The sequence below is a fragment of the Hydrogenophaga crassostreae genome (genome assembly GCF_001761385.1).
GTDB lineage: Bacteria > Pseudomonadota > Gammaproteobacteria > Burkholderiales > Burkholderiaceae_C > Hydrogenophaga > Hydrogenophaga crassostreae.
The window spans coordinates 3,301,364-3,322,985 of the sequence record NZ_CP017476.1; the positions used below are offsets into that span (position 1 = coordinate 3,301,364).

The 21,622-nt window shown below is 60.3% G+C and carries 14 protein-coding genes; 7 read left to right on the forward strand and 7 right to left on the reverse strand.

The features are described 5' to 3' along the window. Positions 1 to 3 precede the first annotated feature (3 nt). Together LPB072_RS15150 and LPB072_RS15155 are read right to left on the reverse strand one after the other, a co-directional pair. Positions 4 to 918, reverse strand: a complete 915-nt coding sequence (locus tag LPB072_RS15150; protein WP_066084266.1) for a nucleotidyl transferase AbiEii/AbiGii toxin family protein — start codon at positions 916 to 918, stop codon at positions 4 to 6. Next, a complete protein-coding gene (locus LPB072_RS15155) occupies positions 915 to 1,652 on the reverse strand; it encodes a type IV toxin-antitoxin system AbiEi family antitoxin (protein WP_066084263.1) in 738 nt (245 codons plus the stop codon). The genes LPB072_RS15150 and LPB072_RS15155 overlap by 4 nt, the downstream gene beginning before the upstream one ends. A gap of 428 nt (positions 1,653 to 2,080) precedes the next feature. Between LPB072_RS15155 and LPB072_RS15165 the strand changes: the two genes are divergently transcribed. The 7 genes from LPB072_RS15165 (at position 2,081) to LPB072_RS15195 (ending at position 12,490) form a co-directional block, all read left to right on the forward strand. Further along, positions 2,081 to 3,538, forward strand: coding sequence for a TIGR02677 family protein (locus tag LPB072_RS15165; protein WP_231943556.1), 1,458 nt, complete (start codon positions 2,081 to 2,083; stop codon positions 3,536 to 3,538). Beyond that, positions 3,535 to 4,806: a TIGR02678 family protein gene (locus LPB072_RS15170; RefSeq protein ID WP_066084252.1), complete on the forward strand. Its 1,272-nt coding sequence runs from the start codon at positions 3,535 to 3,537 to the stop codon at positions 4,804 to 4,806. The genes LPB072_RS15165 and LPB072_RS15170 overlap by 4 nt, the downstream gene beginning before the upstream one ends. Next, the gene (locus tag LPB072_RS15175) at positions 4,803 to 8,972 is read left to right on the forward strand and encodes a TIGR02680 family protein (RefSeq protein ID WP_066084249.1); all 4,170 of its coding nucleotides are present in this window, start codon (positions 4,803 to 4,805) and stop codon (positions 8,970 to 8,972) included. The genes LPB072_RS15170 and LPB072_RS15175 overlap by 4 nt, the downstream gene beginning before the upstream one ends. A gap of 5 nt (positions 8,973 to 8,977) precedes the next feature. Then, positions 8,978 to 10,258 (forward strand): TIGR02679 family protein, encoded by a 1,281-nt coding sequence (locus LPB072_RS15180; RefSeq protein ID WP_066084244.1) that lies wholly within the window; start codon positions 8,978 to 8,980, stop codon positions 10,256 to 10,258. Between the two features lie 113 nt (positions 10,259 to 10,371). Continuing rightward, complete coding sequence (locus LPB072_RS23500; protein ID WP_157559333.1) at positions 10,372 to 10,944, forward strand: hypothetical protein; 573 nt, start codon at positions 10,372 to 10,374, stop codon at positions 10,942 to 10,944. Beyond that, positions 10,934 to 11,284, forward strand: a complete 351-nt coding sequence (locus LPB072_RS15190) for a hypothetical protein (protein WP_066084241.1) — start codon at positions 10,934 to 10,936, stop codon at positions 11,282 to 11,284. Before LPB072_RS23500 ends, LPB072_RS15190 begins: the two co-directional genes overlap by 11 nt. A gap of 135 nt (positions 11,285 to 11,419) precedes the next feature. Then, positions 11,420 to 12,490, forward strand: a complete 1,071-nt coding sequence (locus LPB072_RS15195) for a DUF4417 domain-containing protein (protein WP_157694101.1) — start codon at positions 11,420 to 11,422, stop codon at positions 12,488 to 12,490. Here LPB072_RS15195 and LPB072_RS23505 read toward each other — a convergent pair. The 5 genes from LPB072_RS23505 to LPB072_RS15215 all read right to left on the reverse strand — a co-directional run bounded on the left by LPB072_RS23505 (position 12,419) and on the right by LPB072_RS15215 (position 21,606). Then, the gene (locus tag LPB072_RS23505) at positions 12,419 to 13,204 is read right to left on the reverse strand and encodes a hypothetical protein (protein WP_082876662.1); all 786 of its coding nucleotides are present in this window, start codon (positions 13,202 to 13,204) and stop codon (positions 12,419 to 12,421) included. The genes LPB072_RS15195 and LPB072_RS23505 overlap by 72 nt on opposite strands. 260 nt (positions 13,205 to 13,464) lie before the next feature. Then, positions 13,465 to 15,198 (reverse strand): UvrD-helicase domain-containing protein, encoded by a 1,734-nt coding sequence (locus tag LPB072_RS15200; RefSeq protein ID WP_066084902.1) that lies wholly within the window; start codon positions 15,196 to 15,198, stop codon positions 13,465 to 13,467. After that, complete coding sequence (locus tag LPB072_RS15205; RefSeq protein ID WP_066084236.1) at positions 15,191 to 17,260, reverse strand: ATP-dependent nuclease; 2,070 nt, start codon at positions 17,258 to 17,260, stop codon at positions 15,191 to 15,193. The genes LPB072_RS15200 and LPB072_RS15205 overlap by 8 nt, the downstream gene beginning before the upstream one ends. Positions 17,261 to 17,363: 103 nt before the next feature. After that, on the reverse strand, positions 17,364 to 20,840 hold the full coding sequence (locus tag LPB072_RS15210; protein WP_066084227.1) for a DEAD/DEAH box helicase: 3,477 nt from the start codon (positions 20,838 to 20,840) through the stop codon (positions 17,364 to 17,366). Then, complete coding sequence (locus LPB072_RS15215) at positions 20,827 to 21,606, reverse strand: Hachiman antiphage defense system protein HamA (protein ID WP_066084224.1); 780 nt, start codon at positions 21,604 to 21,606, stop codon at positions 20,827 to 20,829. Before LPB072_RS15215 ends, LPB072_RS15210 begins: the two co-directional genes overlap by 14 nt. Between the last annotated feature and the right edge of the window lie 16 nt (positions 21,607 to 21,622).

The following is a 21,622-nucleotide window of genomic DNA, read 5'->3' on the forward strand; positions in this document are numbered from 1 at the left end:
TTCCTAGCCGTTCAGCTGGGCGGCCAACAGGGCTGCCTGCTCGGCAAACTTCTTGGCATTCGTCTTCTGCAACTGCGTCAGGTTATGCAGCTTCCATCGCACGCCCGGCAGATGCTCCAGCTGGTCGATGCCCAACAGCGCCCACTCGGGTGCGCCGGCGACGAGTGACAACAGGAAGCGGCGCTCGTCATCATCGAGCCCCTGCTGGATCTCGCGCACGAGGCGCTCGCGTGCCGCGAGCAATGCGTCCAACGGCACCGGCTCGGCCGTCATGCCCTGGAAGTTGTGCACAAAGTCGTGCCTGATGTCGCGCAGCGGTGGGAACAGCACCTCGTGCACCGGCCGGTTGCTGCTGGCCAGGTAGACCACGAAGGCACGCCGGATTCCGGGCGTGATGCCTTCGTGCGCAAAGAGCTGCATCACATCGAACAGGTCGCGCGGATGCTGTCGGTCCAATGCCGCCACCAGCTTGCCGCCATACACGTCCTCCAGCGACACCACCGGGATCACGAGGTCGGCCATCAGCACATCACGCGCGGTCGGCGTGAGCGAGGCTTGGCGCACCGGCCGCACGGTGCCCCGCATCACGAAGTTCACCTCGATCTTGACCTGTACGGGACCGCGCCGCACCAGCAGCTTGGTCTCCCCCGCTGCTGCCGCCGGCGCGTGCACCTGCAAGCCTCGCTTCTTCAAGCGCTCGGCCGCTTGCCGGACGGCCTCATTGATGCGCGCCAGCGCCTCGTCACGTGGCAGTGTGTGGTCGGGAAAGACCAGATCAAGATCCACCGACAGGCGCGGCATGTCGCGCACGAAGAGGTTGATCGCGGTTCCACCCTTCAGCGCGAACGTGTCGTCCACGAATACCAGTGGTGCAACCTGCGTCAGCAGGCGCGCGGTATCAAGATAGGTCTGATTCATCGTTTAAGCACCAGCAGGCCGTCGGCCGATCGGGACACCCAGGGCCGGTCGCTACCCGTCGGTAGCGTGGCCGGATCAAGCTTGGCTGCCCAGGGCAACGATGCCTCGCGGCCGAGCTGCAGGCACAGCCTCACGGTTTTCACGCTCGTGCAGCGCTGCAGCAGTTCGCGCAGCACGTCGGCGCGCAGGCTGTAGGTGCTTTCCACGAGCTCGCGCGCCTCCTGCAACGGCTGGCGGACGCCTACGTCGCTCAGCAACTCCAGCAGTGCGCGCTCCGGCGCCGATACCTGCGGCGCTCCGCTACGCTTCTCGAACGGCCCGGCGTGCAGCAAGGCGCCAGGCTGCTCATCGAAGAGCCGCTTGCGGTGATACTCGGCCGGAAAGCGCTCGGTGAACCATTCGGGCAGGCGCCCGGCCGCCCAGCCGTAAAGCTGCAGCACCGGCTGCTGCGCCACATACTGGCGCACGCCGTACCAGTCCAGTGCCGACTTGCCGCCTACGTGCAAGCCTTTGAGGCGACGCTGCAGCAGGATCAGGCTCGGATGCAGCGCTAGGGTGTCGTTGGGTCGGCAGAAGACCCCGCGCGACAAGCGCGCGAGCCAGCCCGCGCGCACATAGTGCACGGCCAGATCCGCAGAGATGCCCAGCGCCGCCAGGTCGTCCGAGGTCAGCGGCATCCCCGGCGGCAGGCGGGTATAGAGCGCATTTAGCTTGCTCGTTCTAATCGTAACCATACTGCGATTCAAACACTTTATTCAAAATTCAGTCAACTTGAAATGTGATTTTGAATCGCAGCCTGACTACGACAACAGCACATTTTCAAAATCAACAATCCACCCATCGACAACCAAGCAAGAGATCAGCACCAAGCCACCCGAGGCTGTGCATCCTTCGCTGGTTGCGATGGGGCCCCTGATTGAGCGGCACTCCACCTCGACCCAGTCGCGCGCAACGCAGCCCCCAGAATGGACCGATCTCTTCGTGTCCTGCACCCCGTGACAGCACGTGGTCGGCCCGCTCCTGCCTGACATCCCGTTACTCCGGTTACTATTTGCTGAGCAAGGGGAACAAAGGAGGAGCACATCAAGTGCTTGCAACAAACACGGCAGCAGAACTGTTTCGGCACCTGAGCGCGGAGAAAGCCGCGCTCTACCGAAGCATCATGGACGTTTTCGCCGCGGCCAAGCGGCAGTACCGCCTCCAGTTGCGGCCGGATGAGGTCCTCGCTGAAGCCAACTGGTCCGGTTCCCCCCCGCGCCTTGAAGAAGTGAGCACCGCCCTGGCCCAACTGGCCGAGTGGGGCAACCTCGAATCCCAGCCCGACACCGCGCGCGTATCGTCGCTGAACGACTTCTACCGTGCCCGGTTTCTCTATCGCCTGTCCCACGGAGGCGAGGCGGTGGAAGCCGGTCTGACAGTTTTTTTCCAGACCTTGTACCGTCGTGCGGAACTGCAGACCGTCGCCCTGGAGGACATCACCAGCCGCCTTCTGGCGTTGCGTCAACTGGTTGACGACACCATGTCACCCGATGGTCCTGACGTTGCCAAGGTGCATGAGGTGTTGCGCGACCTGGTCCGCGTATTTGAGGATCTGGCCGAAAACGCACAAGCCTTCATGGCCGGTGTGGCCCGCAGCCTGGAGCTGCAGCAGGCGGATGCGAATGCGGTCATCACCTACAAACGGCGCCTGATCGACTACCTAGAACGGTTCATGGGCGATCTGGTCCGCCGTTCCGAGGCCATTGCCCAGCTCATTCAACATCTCTCCTCGCGCATCGATCACATCTTTCTGCAGATTGCCGAGCGCGAGGCCACCGATGCGGCACCAGGTGATGCGCAAGATCAGATCGACGAAAAGATGCGGCGCTGGCAAGGCTGGCGAGAGCGATGGAAAGGACTTCAAGGCTGGTTCCTGTCAACGGGCGCGGAACCGCCTCAGGCGGAACTGCTGCGCGCCCGGGCACGGGCCGCGATCCCCCAGCTGCTGGGTGCCATAGCGGCCATGAACGAACGACGCAGCGGGCGCAGCGACCGTTCTGCAGACTTTCGGATGCTTGCCCAGTGGTTTGCAGCCTGCGAGTCCGAAAGCGAAGCACATCGTCTCGCGCGTGCAGCTTTTGCACTCCAGCCCGCCCGACATTTTTCGCTGAACCCGCTGTCTGAAGACGACATTCCCGCGAGCACCTCCTGGATGGATGCGCCACCTTTGCAGATCAGTCCGCGTTTGCGTGAATACGGCGAAGCAGCTCCCCGTGGCCCGTTGGCACGGGTGCGCGATCGCAGCGCTGAGCGGGCGTTGATGGCGCAACAGCTCTCAGAGGAATCCCGCCAGGTGGAGGCGGCACGGCAGCGCCTGGCCACTGGTCAACCGATCAAACTCTCTGAGCTGGGTGATCTGGATACGCACGCATTTGGCTTGTTCCTCAGCCTGCTGGGAGAGGCGCTGGCCGAACAGGCGCATCCGGATCAGATAGTGGAGCGCCATACCGGTGATGGACTGCTTCACATACGGATGAAGCCCCTGGAGGTGGACAGTCATGCCCGCATCACCACATCCAGCGGCGTGTTCTCGGGTCGCGATCACCTGCTCACGATCTCCCTGACCCAGGAGCCGATGTGAACATTCGCGTTGTATCCCGGCAGGACAGCCAGCGCATTGGGGATCTCCAGAAGGCGCAACAGCACGACGAATTCAGCCGAGGCTTGCGTGCACTGTTGATGCGCCCCCTGATGGCTGCGGGACACGAGGACTTTTCTGCCGTGCGGCGCCAGGCCGAACGATTGAGAGAGTGGTTCGCCCGGGAAACCGGCTGGCCGCTGCACGTGGACCGCGAGGGAGCGCGACTGTTCAAGCGCCCCGCCAACCTCAGCGACGACACGAGAGGGATTCCCTCCTACGACAAGCGCCGCTATGTGTTGCTCTGCCTGGCTTGCGCCGTGCTGGAGCGTGCCGACCCGCAGATCACCCTTCAACTGCTGGGTGAACGCGTGATGCAGTGGGCATCAGAAGCCACGCTGCAATCGCGAGGCTTTGAATTCACGCTCCGCACTGCCGCAGATCGGCGTGACCTGGTCGCTGTCTGCAGAACATTGCTTGAGCAAGGTGTTTTGCAACGCGTTGCAGGCGAGGAAGAAGGCTTTATTCACGATGGCAATGGAGCCCAGCACGACGCGCTCTACGACGTGCAACGACGAATGCTGGCAGGCATGCTGGCCGCTGTGCGTGGTCCCTCTACCTGGCGCTCCGAGGACTCGCCCATTGAGTTCGAGGACCGTCTACGTTCTCTGGTCGTCGAACACCAGGTCGAGAGCGAACAGGGGCGGCGCGACGCCTTGCGCCACCACCTTGCTCGACGGCTGCTGGACGATCCCGTGATTTACACCGCTTCGCTCGATCCGGATGCGCAAGCGTATTTCATCAATCAGCGAGGCACCATGGCCAGCCGATTGTGCGAAGCCGCCGCCCTTACCGCTGAGCAACGCGCCGAGGGACTGGCGCTGACCGACGAGTCCGGTCAGTTGACCGATGTCTCGATGCCTGCAGAAGGGACCGAAGCGCATGCCACGCTGCTGGTGGCCGAACACCTTGCTCAGCGTCTGCGTCTCGATCCCAGGACCGCCGACGCCACAGACGAGGCGATTGCAGCATTTCTGCGCGGGGCCGTCGAGCGGTATGGCCGCTACTGGCGCAAGTCGGTGCGGGAGCCTGGCGCGGAACGGGAACTGGCCGACATCGCTCTGGACAAGCTCTACAAGCTCCAACTGGTCCATCGCGAGAAAGGTTGGATTCATCCCCGTCCAGCCATCGCAAGATTTGCACTCGGAGAAACCCAGGTGCGCCCGCCCACCTCCCGCCCCGGCCGCCCAGATACGCTGTTTGACGAATGACCGACGCCCTCTTCACCCCATCGATGTCACATCGCCCTGCCCTCCCCGAACCTCAGCGGGAGCGCTGGCAGCCGCTGAGGCTGGGTCTGGTCGAACTCTTTCACTACGACAGCGAGGAATTCTGGTTCAGGGATGGCCATCTGCTCCTCCGAGGCAACAACGGAACAGGCAAGTCCAAGGTGCTTTCGCTGACCTTGCCTTTCTTGTTCGATGCCCAATTGCGGCCATCGCGCATTGAGCCCGATGGTGACAACGGCAAAAAAATGGCCTGGAACCTGCTGATGAGTTCCTATCAGCGACGCATTGGCTACACCTGGATCGAATTTGGTCGCCGGACCGCAGACGGGGTTTCGCACTACCTCACCCTTGGTGCCGGCCTGTCGGCTGCGGTAGGGAAAACGCAGGTGGACAGTTGGTTTTTCATCCTTGAAGGTGGGCCAAACGGTGCCGATGTCCGCATTGGCCAGGATATCTGGCTCACCAATGAGCAGAAGATGGTCCTTACCCGGGAGCGCTTGCGCGAAGCGGTTGAAGGACAAGGTCGAGGTAAGATTTTCGAGAACGCCCACAGCTACCGCCGCGCAGTCGATGAACGCTTGTTCCAGATAGGGACCAAGCGCTATGAAGCGTTGATGGACACCTTGATCCAGCTGCGCCAGCCCCAGTTGTCAAAGAAGCCGGACGAAGCAGGGCTGTCGCATGCATTGACCGAGGCGCTACCGCCCATGTCAATTGAGCTGCTCAGTGATGTGGCTGAGGCTCTCAACCAGTTGGAGGAGGACCGTATCCAGTTGGAGGACATCCGCTCACTGGAACGGGCCATCAACCACTTCGAACAGCGCTACCGCACGTATGCAGGCACGGTAACGCGACGTCAAACCCGAGAGCTCAGGCAGGCCCAGACGGGGTTCGACAAGGCGAGCGAAGGACGCAACAAGGCCTATGCGGATTTGAAGGAGGCCCAGGACGCAGAAGTCCTGGCCCAAACCGATCACGCGGAGACCAAACAGATCTTGGCCGCTGCCAGGACCCGCCTGCAAACGCTTCAAAGCGATCCGGTCAATCAAGACGCCAACCGCCTGAGTCAGGCAGAAACCGATGCCAAGGAACGGAAGGCCGAGGCCGAAGCCGCCGAAGCGCTCCGCAATCAGGCAAAGAAAAACCTGGACCGTGAGGAAGAGCGCAGCCGCCAATCAAACCAGCGCTCAACAGCGGCCAAGAGCGAGCTCCAGACAGCAAGAGCTCATTGCGCCGAAGCGGCAGAAACGGCGGGTACGGTTTCCTCGCTCACGGACAACCTGCTGATCACCCTCGTGCCGGAAGATCTGCCCCGGCTGGCTCCTGCAGAAATCCAGCAAGCGGCAACTCTGCTGCGCAATGCCACCAGCAAACGCCGGGAGGACATTCGTCACCTGGAGTCGCGACATACGGCGGTGAATGTCAAGCAACAGGCTCTGGTCAATCTGCAGGCCTCGCAACGTGATCGCCAGTCAGAGCTGGAAGAAGCGGCTGAGCGACGGGCCGTGGCCGACCTGAATACCGAAACTGCTGGCAACGAGCTGATCGACGCTTGGCACGCCCATTGTTCCAACCTGGTCCACCTTCACCTTGACCAAGTTGCACCACTGGAACAACTTGTCGATTGGGTTGCACGTCCAGAAGGTGCAAACCCCATTCAAGAGGCATTGACCGAGGCGTATCGGCAATCGACCCAACGCCATGCCGCCCAGCACTCGGCGTTGACCACCCAACAGAACACCCGCCAGTCCGAACAGGAAACGCTCAGCACTGAAAGGGATCGTCTGCTCGCCGGCCACGATGCGGTTCCCACGCCTCCAGCCATGCGCGCCGCAGGGATCCGCGATGGACGTCCAGGGGCTCCGTTGTGGCGACTGGTGGACTTTCAGCCGGATCTCGACGCGAAACAGCGAGCGGGATTGGAGGCCGCGCTTGAAGCCTCGGGCCTGCTGGACGCCTGGCTGTCGCCCGACGGCGCATTGGTAGACGCCAATGGTGTGCAGTTGCTTGACAGCTCATGGGTACGTCGCCCGCCGATCCCTGGCCACAACCTTGCGAGCGCGCTGCACCCCGACGTCCCTGACGACAGCGCAGTGACCGCTGAACTGGTCGCGTCCTTGCTTGCCACCGTAGCGTATGGGTCGGAAGATCACGGCGAGAGCGAGTCGTGGGTCAGCGAGCAAGGCGGTTACCGCTTAGGTGCTCTCGCCGGCGCCTGGCAGAAGCCACAGGCTGTCTACATTGGTCACACAGCCCGCGCGAACGCACGACAACGACGCCTCAACGAGATTGCCGACCGTCTGGACGAGATCGTCACGCGGCTGGAAGAGTTGCAAGAAAAATTCCTGCGCCTCGCACAGGATGGACAAGAGGCGGAGCGTGAATGGAAGGGCGCGCCTTCCGACCATTCGCTGCGCGCGGCGATTCTCGCTGCAGCCAGTGCGGAGCGGGAAGTGCTCCAGGCCCGTCAGCGTCTTGACGCCGCTGATGCCCAATGTCGAACCGCTGAAGCGGAACTTCAGTCCGCCCGAGAGACCTTGGAGCGCGACGCCGCCGACCTTCAATTGCCTGCGGTGCTTGCGGACTTGTCGCCCATCAACGAAGCATTGGACCGATTCGCCAACGCTCATCAGCAACTGGCCCTGGCAACACGGGAATGGTGCAGTGCCTGGCCCGAGTACCAGACGCAACAGGAGCGTGAGAAAGAGGCCATGGAGGCCTTGAGCGAACGGGCGGCGTCGCTCCTCACTGCCAGCGAGCGAGCAGCTGAATCTGCGGCGCGCTATGAGGTCCTAAAAGGAATGATCGGCGCCAAGGTTGAAACACTGCGTCAACAGCTACAAGATGCGTCCGCAGAGGTCTCAATCGCTGATGAAGCGTGGGGGGCTGCCCAGTCTGCCCTGACAACGGCCAGCGAGAATCGCGCGGTGGCAGCAAGCCAGGCAGATGCCGCTGATGCCGTGCTGGCTGAGCGAGCGACCACCCGGGCGCATGCCATAGAACGCCTGCAGCGCTTCACCGAGAGCAGCCTGCTGGCTTCCGCGCTACCGGATTTCCCGGTTCCAGACGGCAGTATCCCTTGGACCATTGACCCTGCTCTGAACCTCGCTCGCCGGGTCGAACAGGCTCTCGCCAACATTGCAGACGACGAGGCTGCATGGAGCCGTATTCAACGGCAGATCGCCGAAGACCTGACCGAGCTGCAGCGATCACTCAGTTCGCTGGGGCAGCAGGCGACCTCAGAACCCAACGACTGGGGGTTCTCGGTTCATGTCACCTACCTGAACAGGCCTGAGCGCCCCGATGCCCTCGCCAATCGACTGGCCGACGAGATCGCGCAACGCAGCGAGCTGCTCACCGCCAAAGAGCGAGAAGTTCTGGAAAACCACTTGCAGGCGGAAATCGCTGCCGAGATTCAGCGCCTGATGCGCGCGGCCGACAAGCAGGTGGAGGCCATCAATGAGGAGCTCCGCAAACGCCCCACGTCCACGGGGGTGCGCTACCGTTTGCAATGGCTCCCTCTGACGCCTGAACAGGGTGCGCCCACCGGTCTTGAAGTCGCCCGCGAACGCTTGCTCAACCGAAGTGCCGACATGTGGTCGGCTGAAGACCGCAGCGTGGTGGGTGCCATGCTTCAGCAGCAGATCGCCGCGGAGCGCGCACAAGCAGACACCGGCACAACAGGTTCAAGCCTGGTTGAACAGTTGGCAAAGGCTCTGGACTACCGCCGCTGGCATCGGTTCATCGTGCAAAGGCACCAGGATGGTCAATGGCGCAAGCTCTCTGGCCCAGCCTCCAGCGGGGAGCGCGCGCTCGGACTGACCGTCCCCTTGTTTGCGGCCATTTCCAGCTTCTATGGGCGAGGAGGCAGCCCACACGCACCTCGCCTGATGTTGCTCGATGAGGCGTTTGCAGGCATCGACGACGCGGCCCGTGCACATTGCATGGGACTGATACGCGAGTTCGATCTGGATTTCGTGATCACCAGTGAACGCGAATGGGCCTGCTACGCAGAGCTGCCCGGCGTTTCGATCTGTCAACTCCAACGCCGCGAAGGCGTGGATGCGGTATTCGTCTCCCGTTGGGCCTGGGATGGTCGAGCCAAGCGACGGGAAGACGACCCGGACCGCCGTTTTCCCACGCAGTGATACACATGGTGAACGATCCCAGTATTGATCCAAGGCTGATCCGAAGGCTCGGGGGCACCGAGCTCGCAGGCTTGCGGCAGCGGATGCGGCGGCATTTCGAGCGCCATGGACGCGCTCCAGAAAGAACTGGCTTCCATCTGACCAACCTGAGCGCCGTTGAATACGAGGCATTGGCACTGCTCATCGGTCTCCCACCCCGCTCCACCCGATCTGTTCGAATTGACATTGCTCGGTTCGACGCTGCCTTGCAGGACGCGGGCATGGCCAACTCGCTTCACGAAGCATTGGAAAAACTGGATGGCCCCATCGTGAACCGTGCAGAGGCCAAGGCCGAACTGCAGTCACGCTGGTCCAGCGTCACCAACGATCAAGGTCTTCATCCCGCGCTGTGTGAGTGGTTGCGGGGGGCACCAGCTGTGAACCTGCTGAAACGGGTGTCCAAACAAGCGCCTCAAGCCGCCCACCAACTGCTGCAGCAAGCGCACGCAGTCATGCGCCGCCTGCCGGCCCAAGGTCTGACCCGAGCCCAACTCGCCGCCGATGTACTCGGCAATGCTCATGCCCTCGACAATGGTCAAGCAGTAGCGACGGTTGTGCTGGCGGCATTGCAACATGGTGCCAACGACGATGAACTTGAGCAGCCCCCTTCGGAGGGAACAACGGAAGAAGCAGATGGCGCTCGTCGGCCAGCCGAGCGGGTGCGAGATATCTGGGCTCGATCGGGCGTGCTCGTCAATGAGCTGGCCCGCCCTGCCCTGTTCCTGAATTTGCCAGTCCGCCCTCCATCAGCTTTACTGGCCGCACCAGGTGAACCAGGCTACCTTTCCTTGCGGCGGCTCCTGCGAACACCTCCTGCCTGGGATGTTGCGAACCACATCATCTATGTCTGTGAGAACCCCAACATCGTCTCGATTGCAGCGGATCGCCTGGGCGCTGCCTGTGCCCCACTCGTATGCACCGACGGCATGCCTGCAGCCGCACAGCGTGTGCTGTTGAAACAGCTGGCTGGCGCGGGAGCCAAGCTGCTCTATCACGGCGACTTTGATTGGGCTGGTATTCACATTGCCAATAACGTCATGCGGCTCTGTGATGCGCGTTCATGGCGCTTTGGAGCCGAGGACTACGTACAGGCAGTCGAAACAACGCCGCCCAAGGGTCGAGATCTTGAGGAAACCCGGGTTGCAGCTTCTTGGGACCATGTGTTGATTGAGGCCATGCAGTCACACGGGATGGCCATTGCTGAGGAGGCCGTGGCATCCCTGCTGGTCAACGATCTACGGCAATAAATGCCTCTGCCGGTTTGTGGCCCCACACGCTCATCGGCTACGCCTCAGTTCGCCAAGCATTGCTGCCACTTGACATACCTCGCCGATGATGTATATTTCATTCACTCAAATGAATGAATGAAATGAAAACCCTAGATGTCGGCACGCTTGTAGAAAGGCCAATCCTCACCGGTGTATCCGGTGGCGAACGCGCCCTGACCTGCCTTGCCGATGAGCTTGCGAAGCACGCGCCAGAGACGCCCGTTGTCCTTGACTTTCATTCGGTGGAAGTTCTAGGAGGTAGCGCCCTTCGACACCTCCTGCAGGGCATTCGCCGTCACCCCCAATGCGAGCGAGCTGCAGTCGTGCTGGCCAACCTATCCGAGGCAAATAAGGAAGAAGCAGATCTGGTCGCGGAGGCCGTACGCACCCCATACATCAGCGCAAAGTACTCTGCCGACGAACTCTCTCACACCGAACTGCGCGGTCCGCTTGATCCCAAGGTCGCCCGCACCCTTCAACTCGTTATCCAAGCTGGCGAGGCAGATGCGCAGACCGTCAGTCAACTCTCGAACGAACCTGGTGTTGTGACCGCATGGAACAACCGCTTGGTGACGCTGCAATCGATGGGCCTGCTGCGTGAGCGCAAAGCCGGCAAACGCAAGTTCTATTCACCGGTCATAGGGGGTCTCGCGTATGGGAGTTGATTTTCTGCGCAACAAGCGCCAGCCGCACAAAAAGGCATGGAACCTTCAGATGCTGCGGAAAACAGATGACCTCTTCGCCGACGAGCCAAAGCGCCCAAATCGAGTGTTCCGGTCCACTCTGCAAGGTTCGGCAAACCTTTGCAATGGAAGTGAAGTTCTCATCCGCCGCTTGAGTGACGGCAACGTCGTCATCTCGCAGGACGTCAGCCTGGTCGGCGGCATCGACCGTCCCGCCAGTGACCTGTTGAGAGCTCTTGACACACACAACGGCATCTTGGCAGGTCGCGTGTATGAGTGCTTTGCCGATCTCGGCATCGTCGACATTGAAGCGGAGCTCTGATCCATGCTGCCCCAGGAAGCACATAGCGGCGTCTGGCTTCTGAAAGACATCGATTCACCAACGGCGCTCCTGGGTTGCGGCTCATGTTTGGACCGCCAAGCGTGCGGCGGACTCCATCTGCCTAACGGGTCTGCCATGCTCACCTGCATGGACTTGTGCCATTGCGCTGACCCAAGCGCGTGCGACATGGTCTGCCCGAAGGCGCCGACCAGATTTGCAAGGCGTGTGCATGAAGTCCGCGGGTTTCAGCTCGATGACATACCGCGCAGGAACTTTAATGCACGACCGGCGCCCGCAGGCTGCGTCACGTTGATCGAGGGCCGCGTCTCTCGCCGGCGACCCATCGAACTACCCGACTACGCAGCCATCCCCCTGTCCAGGGCCATTACCGGTCGGGGGCTCCAGCAACGCGCGAAGACGCGAGATGAACTGGTGCGCGACCACGGCGTGCTACCCCGAAAAGGTTGGATCGTCACTGGTATTGAGGACGATCGTTACGTAGAGCGCGCTTGGCGGCTCCCGAAGCATCGTGAGGTGTTCAAGAGCTTGCGAGAGGCCGGCGTCGTCTTCGCCACGTCACCCAACTTCAGCCTGTACGCGGATGCTCCACGGCACGACAACCTCCATGCGATGAAGCGCATCGCTTGGATGTGGTACACGATGAACGAGGCAGGGCTTCCCACCGCACTGCATGTCAATGGCAGAACAAGCCACGACTTCGACCGATGGACGCAGTTCATCATCGATCATCCCGAAGTCACGTCAATTGCCTTCGAATTCCTCACTGGCGCGAAGCTTGTCGACGATAGCGAACGCTATGTTGATCGCCTCACCACACTGGCCCAACGGGTTGAGCGGCCATTGACACTCGTGCTGCGTGGTTCGATGCAAGTCGCCAAGCGACTTGAAGCCGTGTTTGACCATGTCATCTGGCTCGATGCGACGCCCTATTTTCGAGCCATGCATCGCCATGTCGCAGTCCCAAATTCTGCGGGCCCCTTGAGGTATGCGCCACGTGGGGGCGATGCGGCAGCCCCGATTGGTGGACTATTTAAAAGCCTGGCCATGGCTGCGCAGCGCCGATATCACATCTGTCGATCAGAGATCTCGATTCCAGCTCAGCGATCGCTAGACCTAAGACCGCTGGGCACCCCATCGGACATGAGCGCTGACGACGAAGCCGCACAGCTGTTGCTGTTCCCGTGACACCCAGTTCCCTGAACCACCAACGCCCTCGATTTCAAGGCTCGCGTCACCGCTTCGAACCCTGAGCGCTGCATCCATGGAACGCAATGCACCAAGCACCTGCCGAAAGCCAAGACCGCGGGCCGGATCGCCAGTAGAGGAACGATGCTCAACGACTGCTGCGTCCAATGCCTGGCGCGCCGACTGCACTTCCGGCATAGCACTGTATGTCGCCAGTGCACCAACTCCCGAATCACCAACTGCCAGCCAAAAATTCCCTGGAGTGATGTCGAAGGCCGCCAACGCCTCACATTGAGTGCCAGCATGCTGGCCAATGTTGTCAATGAGTTCACCCGCAGCACCCGTCAACGCTTGGGCCGATGATTTCGGAACACCTTCCTGCTCAAGTCGCTTTCGAATATCCATCAAGAACTGTTGCTGCACGATGTCATCCACGTTCGAGGGGTGGCCCGCTTGCACCCGCAACACCCCTATCGAATCGGAAGTGCGGTAGGCCCATGCAGTGTCGCTGGGCATCGCCTTCAGTGCTGTCGAAAGCGGTGTGCCATGTCCCATGAGCTTCAGTTCGGCGCCTGGAGGAATACTCCTTCGGCGAAATGCAAGGAGTTCAATCGACGGGCCCAATTGCAGCGTACGGGCGTCAACCTCAGTGCAGCCCAATGTCTTGCTACACATCAAGGTGATTCTGTCGGATACAGCAAAGTCCCTGATCATTACTTAATGCGAGCGGCTGAAAGGCAAACGTCTATGAAAACGCGCAGTAACAGGTACAGCATATCGGAATATCGCTTACTCCTCCGCTTCATCAAGCCATTTCGGTTTTAGCGATCACCAAGGGTCCAGTTTCCACCGGACTACAAGTTTCTGGTCAGCAATGCGTCGAGGCTTCATCTGTTCGCAGAGAAGGGTAAATCGGAATAACCACGAAAGAGCTTCAGCGCTTAGCTGTTGACGTCCAGAGTCTTTATGGCCAGCTACGGAGCCGGCGTAACAGCATCCGCCCCGAACCAGCTCTCAAGAGTTGCTATGGCTTCGGGTGACAGCAGTTGCGTGAACAAAATGGCGAGCCGTTTCTGGGGCCTTGAACAGGCAACATAGAAAAGGTTGCGGTTGCGCTCGAATGCTTCTTCCTTCGCGACTGGAATCACCGAAGCGCCGGCAAGCTCCAGCATTTCACCGAAGTTGTATTGGTTCCAGCCGCGCCCTACCACAACCAATACGTTTTCAAACTCGGCACCCTTGACACCATGCTTAGTTTCAAACGGCGAGTGACCATCAAGGTAGCGGCGAAGTGCCTTGACCTCTGAATACGCGATGCCTCGCAACTTCTCCAGTTCTTCCAAACCCCTCGGCATCTCGATGCCTGCAGACTTGTCGAAGTCGCGCAGCTCCCGCTCGCGCTTTTCAACCGCATCCGGAAGTCTCGGCTTTCGCTGGGCACGCAGGTGCTCAACAACCTGCCCCACGGTCCCTCCTTCGCGAAGGGCCACCAGTTGCGTCATTGCGTCGTGCCATTCCGTCTTGTCCGAATGGCTGCGCATCTGTGGCGTGGTGCTGCCAAGCGCCTCGAACATCGCCCCGTACCTGCGGGCAATGAAAGCATCGCATGCCGGCTCCAACTGATCTACAAAGAAGGCAATGTGTTCGTGCTCCTTCTTGGTAAACGCATCGTTGAATCGGAACGTCGCGGCGAGATTTGAATAGCCTTGCTGACTCGCCAGCAGCCGATGAGTCAGCATCAGAATCTTGGTGTGGCTGGGTGACAGATCCCACCCGGTCTGTTCCAGCTCGACCTTCACACGCTCAAGGGTGGCCTGGGCGTCGGGGGAAGGCAGATCTCCGCCCCAGTGGGCGCCCTTTTGCCGTTGCCCCTGCCAAGTGTTCGTGTGAAAAACACGGACCTGTCCTTCGGCATTCGGATCTTCAACAAACTGCTGCAGTTGCGGCCGCATTCGATTGAGCGCGTCGACGACAACCTTGACCGAACGGAAGTTGGCCTCTTTGCCAATCTCCGTCACGTTTGCATGCTCCAGCTTGCCGCACCCGCCGCCGTAGATCTTCTGCCAATGATCGCCAAAGAAACCAAACAGCGGTGAGCCGGGTTGCCCGAGAAAATGAGCCTTGATCGCCTCGACCCAATCGCTATCGGTGTCCTGGTACTCGTCGACCAGAATGATCGGGAAGCGCGCCGCGATCATGCGACGGAACTTCTCGTGCGCCATGAGTGAGATCGTCAGCGGCAGGACATCGTCATGGTGGATAGACACGCGATGGTCGCGAATAGAACGGTGCCCGAGGCTGTACTCGATGGCACGCGTGCCCACGCTGCCTCCAACCTCTTCGATCTTTTCCTTCCAGTCAGGCATCGCTTCAATGAGCGCCCTTAGCGGCTTCTGAAAGCCACTGATCAAGGACCAACAGAACGCGTGGTTGGTCTCGCAAAAAACCATGGGGCTACGGTCAGTCCTTGCCGCAATCTCGTCCTTGGCGACGTTCGTGAAGGTGATGCATGCAATCTGCTGACTGCGCTTTGGAAAGGTATCTTTGCGGCGCTCAATCAGGAACCGCAACGCCTTGACTAGCGAGTACGTCTTGCCCGCGCCGGCACCAGCCTCCAGGCGAAAGTTCTGTCCCACTTCAAGACAGGCATACATGGTTTCCAGCGCGCGCCGGCTCGCGGTTTCCGCCGGTGACTCAATCTCAGGCATGGCCGCCATCTTCTTCCACTGGAGCTACGGCTGCCTCCATGACCAACGTCAGTGCCGGGTCGGGGGCGACAACATCGCCGCGAGCCAACCAGCGGACGCCTTCCACAATGTACGCCGGTGCGAGCCACTCCGTCTCAGCGATCGCATGCTTCAATGCGAACTCCGATTTCTTCCATTCTTCCGCCTTGCTCCGCGCCTCCAGTTCAAGCCCATTAGGGGTCTTCTCTGTCAGGCCAAACAGCTTCGGGTTCGCGAGGATGAACGCATCTTCGAAGGTCCGCCCGCAGGGATCACCCTCTTTCTCAGCGCGTTGATAGGCTATGCGATTTCCGTTGAGTACCTTTCCGGCGTCCTTTTTGGCAAGCAAGCCCGCCAACGTAAAAGGATCGTCCTCGGAGTACCACGCCTTCAAACAGGCGTTGCTGGAGTATGTGCCCAGATGAACCGCACACGCCTTGCCGCCGGGTTTTTCAACGGCATCAAGGTCTGTGATGATCAGACTGCGAAGTTCGAGAAACTTCAGCAGATCGAAGAACAGATGCGCGTATGCACCACCGACCTCCATTACCGTCACGTACTGACTCGACAGCTTCGGACTCTTGGGCTCAGCCGCTTCTAGCTTGGCAACGATGACAGGAAGCAACAAACGCTCGCTCAGTCCCTCGACCAAAACCGCCTTGTCAGCGAAGAAAAGGTCACAACGCGTCAACGTCATGTACTGATGAAGAAACTTTTTGTCCTCTGGCTGGATGTCCTTGAGCCCCTTGCGCAAGTCCTTGACCCTTGTTGTCCGAACTCCTTCCTGGGCGCCAGACGCCGGAGCCCCCAGAAAGTACCGAATGCTTTCGAATCCAGCCGCGTTGGCGATGTGCGATGAATGCGTGGAGACGACGAACTGAACCGGCCAGGGCCTCTTGTCCTGCGCACCGTCAACGAGTTGCTGCGCAATTTTGGCAAGCTGGCGAATGAAGACCTCCTGCATTTGTGGATGCAAGTGCGCTTCGGGCTCCTCAATGAAAATCAGATGTACGCCCGGTTCGGTTGTCTCTGCGCAAAACGCTTTGTAGAAACCGGCCAGTTGCAGCAGGATGAAGATCAGGTTGCGTGCGCCGAGGCCGTTGTATGACTCGGGCAACGTGATGCCGCTGTAGCCCGCGTAGCGGACCTTCGTGAAATTGGAGAGCAGCTTTCGGACATCAAGCAGGGTTTCGGTGTGGAGCTCCTGGCCCCCCAACCCCGGGTAGCCGAAGGTCTGAAGCGCAGGAATCAGGCTTTTGAGTTGGCCTCCGAAGTTCTCGTCAATCTGGATCTGGATATCCTGGACCGCGGTTTTCAGCGCATCGGCAATTTGCTTGTCAGCCGCATCGGCCGACGCTGAAGAAGCTGTCGCGAAAAGGCCCTCCACGGTCTTGGCCAGCACGTCGGATTCTCGCGAAGTCACATCATCGAGGCCCCGCTGCGCATTGATGAACCCTGTCTTGACCAAGCCTCGCAGTGCGCTTGGCGGCAACTGACGGCGATTGTCGGGATCATTGGGATCTTCCGCCCATATCTTCACGTTGAATTCGGCGGGAATCCGCTCACGCAACGCACGGAAGAACGCAATACGCGTTTCCGGGGTCAGCGCCTCTTTGGGCTGGCCGTCGAGAAAGCTCGCAAGCTGCCCGTCCTTGAGTTCATAGCGAACCACCACCAGTGCATCGGCGCATGCTGGATCAAGGTCGATCACGAAAGGACCCAGGGGACCTAGCTGAGGCTGGGCGGGGTCGTAGGTGAACTTCAGCCGCAACTCAATGGTCGGGACAAGCGCGCGCACGGCGTCTTCTTCGGCACCCTGATTCAACGCTTGCAGCGCTTCGCAAAAGTGGTCGTAGCAGGCACTGGAAAAGTCCTCTAACTGGAACGCAACGTTTCCGTCTGAAAGGAGCCTCCGCATCACTTCCGAAAGAGAGGTTTTTCCACTGTTGTTTCGCCCGACGATGACAGTCGTTTGATCTTCCAGGACAAGTTCAACGTCTGCCAGAAGACGGAAGTTCTTGATCTCGACTTGACTGATGCGCATGTGCCCTCCCCATTTTTTTTTTGCGACACTTGAAATCTCACTCGTCGCGCTTTATTTACACATGCTCACATCTTAAAGGGCTATGGTGATTGAACGACAAGCCTCAAGTCGGCCAAGTTACTTTGCCCGGCCCAAAGCGTTCGATCTGGGCCGATCGCTGGCCTTCCTCGAGTCGCGCCGCAAGCAGGCCGCGCCATGACCCTTTCACGCGGGTCTTGAACTTGGCCACCCGCCGATAGTCGGGCGACGTCAGCCACGCTTCACCGTCGGGTGCGTCAATCTCGATCCGGTAGATACCTGCAGTCGGCGCCTTGTCGGCGGCACGAAGAGACAAAGCGCGGGCCCCGCTCCCGACACTCCACTTTTGCTGCTCCCCACTCAGCATTTCGTCTCGGAAACGCTGCCAAAGCAAGGCCGTCTCGGGTGTCGGAAACCCGCCGGCATTGGTCAGGCCCGCGATTTCATCGCTGGCTAACCACTCCCGCATACCAGAGACGGTGACGAAAACGGTGCCTGTAGTGCGGATTGCCGCCATGGCAGCTCGGCGTGACGGCAACCCTGCTCGAATGAGCATGGACATCATGAGTTGGGGCACGCCGGTTTCCACCGATGCAGCACCCCCTCCGGAAACGATCTCCGACGACCAGCCCAGTGTGACCCGGCGGGTCCTCAGCGCTTCGAGCGCCCAGACCAGGCGGTACGCAAACGCATCTTCAACGATGCGCATGTTCTTGGGGCCGATGACATTCACGCCCGTGCCCGACACCCATTCCTTCAGAAGATCACCCCAATCTGCCGGAAGCGCGTTCTTTTTGTCGGGCACAAAAGGACGGATAACGAGCAGCCGCGCGGCAAGTTGAACAAGGATGGCGGCAAGCTCCTCACCGTCGTCGCGCAATGCTGCCGCGTCAGCTTGATCGAGCAACTCACCCAACACGTCAGCCATGCCGTCGATAGCCATGCCGGCTTCAAGCCCCACCCCCATCGCATAGTGCCCTTTTCGAACGTCAGGCGTGGTGTGACTCCAGATCACGTTCGCGCGGGCCTCCAGGATCTCCTTGTGCGCCTGTTGCTCGGATTCATCCTCCCTGCCAATCTGGCGAGCCCAAAGCGACCCTTGCAACGCTTCGTCGAGAAGGCGCGGCAAATCTTCGCTATCCGCGTCCAGCGCTTCGACCAAGCCCAACACTGTCGCGTCGAGCTTCTCGATCAGATGCGACATAGGCTCTTCCTCGATCTTCTCCTCTTCCTCTTCGTCGCCATCTCCCGCCGGCTCGGAGATCCCGAGCAGCAGGTTCTCCTCAGATTGCGACTTCCACGCTTCCCGTGAGCTCGACAGATACTCGATGGCGTCGGCACGTTTCAACACACCTTCTCGCGCCAGTCGCTCAATGATTTCAGCAATGATCTGATAAAGCCCGCTTTGCAACGTGCGTGCCTTGGCTGATTGAACGAGACTGCGCCATTGCGTCAGGCGCCAAGTCGGCTTGTCCAAGATCACATGAACGACGAGCCCTTCGACATCGACAAAGGCTCTGCCGGCGCGGCCTGCAACATTGGCAAACTCTTCGCCTGAAATAACCTTTCCTGATCGCACCAGGTAGGGGACCAGAAGCACAGCGGCGTTCAGGTTCAAACCCTGCGAAAGCGTCGGCGACGCCACGATCACCTTCAGCACACCCTTGGCAAGCAGCGCTTCGAGTTCGCGAAGGAAGGGGCTTGGCAGGCGACCATGATGAACCGCAACGCCCAATTTGAGGCAAGTAACCGCAGGGTGTTGTTCGCCCAACCACTCTCGTCCAACTTCGAGCGCGCGTTGCACCAACGTTTCGTCGTCGAGCAAGGTCGGCAGGTAGCCGCGACGGTGCAGATCAACAGCTGACTCTCCGTAGCCTTCGACCCAATTGGCTTGCGTGGAGAAGATCAGTGTCCGCTTGCCTTGCTCAGCAAACCGCCATGCTGCAAACAATGTCAGATCCTTGGTCTTTCGAGGGTATGGCGTCCGGTCTGGCTTTCGCGGCGGAATCTGCTCAACGAATCGGGCTAGGAACGGGCCTTGCTGCTCAAGGTCATAGTTGAGCCTTGCTGCGTCGCCCTGCCAGACCAACGTACCGAAACGCTGCCGAGTGGGCCGCCAGGATGATCGCACCGGCTCGCCTTCAACGTCACTGCGAATCCAGGCCGTCAGGTCTTCGAGCTGCTGGCCATCCGGAAGAATGGCAGACAGGCACACGATACGTCGCGTACCCGCATCCCCCCGGCGCAGCAGCTTCTGCACCAGAATCTCGTAGCGAATCTCTCGCTCGGTTGGGCCAATGAGATGGCCCTCATCGAGCACGACCAACCCGATGTCATCGATCAGCGACGCATCATTGCGCAACGCGAAGTCGAGTTTTTCCGGGGTGGCGATGATGATGTCCATCGATCGCAGGACGTCTTCATCGCCGGCTGACAAGCCACTTGCGCCGTAGAGCGACGAGACCGAGAATCCAAGCGGTGAAAAAGTCTGGCGAAAGGTTCGCTCGGTCTGCGCCGAAAGCGCGCGCAGCGGCGTGACGATCAACACGCGCCTACCGCCCGCCAAGCACATCAGGGCGGCGATCTCTGCGATGCGCGTCTTCCCCGCGCTGGTTGGCAAGGCGACGACCAGGTCGTCGGACACATCAGTGGATCGCTTGGCTGCTTCGCGCTGTGATGGCCACAACTCCAGCTCGGCGCTCTTGCGCGCGTACAGCGACGCGATGAAAAGTCGCCGCAACTCGGCGTACCGCTCCTCACCGCCCTCAGGCGGATCGCTCGGAAGCGTCTCGTGCAAGGAGTGCGCCCACAGATCGTCGAGCATGTTCCGGCACAGCCGGACAATCCACCACAGCGACACTGAGGCAGCAGCGTCTGCAAGGTCGAGGGCTGTGTCCAGCAGTTCCTTTGCGGTGTCCAGCAACGACACCTCGCCGGTTTGAAGGGCAAAGTCGAAAAATGCAAGGGCACGGCAAACCACGGTGTTGAGGACGATCGAAATTGCCTCATCGGAATCGATCTCCCCATCCTCCAGCAAGGCGGAGACGTTGGCATCGCCGTTGTCTTCATCCAGCAGTTGGGATTTGACATACGTCCGGAGGCGATCCAGGTCGCGCAGGATCAGCAGGATCAATGCAGCTTCAGCCGCGTTGGCATTGAGATCGGAAACTTGCTGCTCGCCGAACAGCGAGTAGGCGATCGCAGAATAGCCCGCCAGATGGTAGGCAGCGCCCGCAATCGTGCGGTAGAAGCCACGCTCCTCAGCCTCTGGGGCACCATTGCGAACCAGCGATTCAAAGGCATTGCCGGCGCGCTCGAACGCACGCTGACAAAGAGCCGATGTGCCGTCGAGCTCGCGCAGTGACAGCGCCGCGCGCAAGATCGAAAAGCCGTGCTCTGCCAGATCGATGTCAATCTGCTCGCCGAGTGGCGGTGCATCCTCCGGCAGCACCCCCGCTTGACGCATGATCGACCATGCCGCGCCGCGGTCCAGCAGCCGTCCCCAAACACCATCTTGCGTCGCCTTGGTCAGGAAGGCCTGCAGTTCATCACTTGCTTCCAAGATTCATCGCCTCCTCGTAGACTTCGGCAATGAACGCTTGGTGGTCTTCGATGTGAAGGCTGACGACGTGCTGGTTACGGTCATCGCCGGCCTCCTCCAGATTCTTCTGGAGCTTCGCAGCCGGCGCGTTGCCGGACACGGTGAACAGCATGTGGTCGATGCGATTGGCGCGCAGAGCTTTCAGCCCGACCTCGTCGCGGATCGTCCGGCCGAGTTCGATATCATCTTTGTCGGCGCTTTCGAGGAGCCGATTCGCGATGAACAGCAAGGAATCCGGCGTGCAGCGGCCGCCGTACCGGTTCAGGGCTTCACGCGCTTCGGCAATCGTCACGTTGCCAAGGTTCGCTCGGCTTTTCGACTCGCCCTTTAGCAGCCAGAGCTTTTCATCGGGGTCGTAGCCCACGCCGATGAAATCGTCGCCGCGCATTGCGACCTCGCGCCCATCTTTGAATCGCATCCGCCGGACGGGAATACGAAAGCCCATGTCCTCCTCAACCAGTTCAGAGGCCAGGATTTCGCCGAGGTCTCCGGAGCGCGCGCGCTTCGACTGCGGCAGCAGCGCCCTCAGAATTTCGGAGGCGCCGTCGTAGCCAAGGCGGGCGACATCGTCAGCGATCCGGTCAGCCTGGTCGTAGTGCGTCCTGACGGCTTCGCCCAGTTGCGTAAGAACAGCTGCACGGCCGCCATCTTTCTCCGAGTATGTTCGGAACGTTTTCTTCTTGCTTTTGTCCTTGGTGCCAGCACACCATGCCTTGAACAATGCCATGTCTCCTCCTCCGTTT

Excerpts from the sequence above, each read along its gene's own strand:
- LPB072_RS15215 (WP_066084224.1), bottom strand. The coding sequence starts at position 21,606 with ATGGCATTGTTCAAGGCATGGTGTGCTGGCACCAAGGACAAAAGCAAG.
- LPB072_RS15155 (WP_066084263.1), bottom strand. The coding sequence starts at position 1,652 with ATGGTTACGATTAGAACGAGCAAGCTAAATGCGCTCTATACCCGCCTG.
- LPB072_RS15205 (WP_066084236.1), bottom strand. The coding sequence starts at position 17,260 with ATGCGCATCAGTCAAGTCGAGATCAAGAACTTCCGTCTTCTGGCAGAC.
- LPB072_RS15175 (WP_066084249.1), top strand. The coding sequence starts at position 4,803 with ATGACCGACGCCCTCTTCACCCCATCGATGTCACATCGCCCTGCCCTC.
- LPB072_RS15200 (WP_066084902.1), bottom strand. The coding sequence starts at position 15,198 with ATGCCTGAGATTGAGTCACCGGCGGAAACCGCGAGCCGGCGCGCGCTG.
- LPB072_RS15180 (WP_066084244.1), top strand. The coding sequence starts at position 8,978 with ATGGTGAACGATCCCAGTATTGATCCAAGGCTGATCCGAAGGCTCGGG.
- LPB072_RS15150 (WP_066084266.1), bottom strand. The coding sequence starts at position 918 with ATGAATCAGACCTATCTTGATACCGCGCGCCTGCTGACGCAGGTTGCA.
- LPB072_RS15165 (WP_231943556.1), top strand. The coding sequence starts at position 2,081 with ATGGACGTTTTCGCCGCGGCCAAGCGGCAGTACCGCCTCCAGTTGCGG.
- LPB072_RS23505 (WP_082876662.1), bottom strand. The coding sequence starts at position 13,204 with ATGATCAGGGACTTTGCTGTATCCGACAGAATCACCTTGATGTGTAGC.
- LPB072_RS15195 (WP_157694101.1), top strand. The coding sequence starts at position 11,420 with ATGCTCACCTGCATGGACTTGTGCCATTGCGCTGACCCAAGCGCGTGC.
- LPB072_RS23500 (WP_157559333.1), top strand. The coding sequence starts at position 10,372 with ATGAATGAAATGAAAACCCTAGATGTCGGCACGCTTGTAGAAAGGCCA.
- LPB072_RS15190 (WP_066084241.1), top strand. The coding sequence starts at position 10,934 with ATGGGAGTTGATTTTCTGCGCAACAAGCGCCAGCCGCACAAAAAGGCA.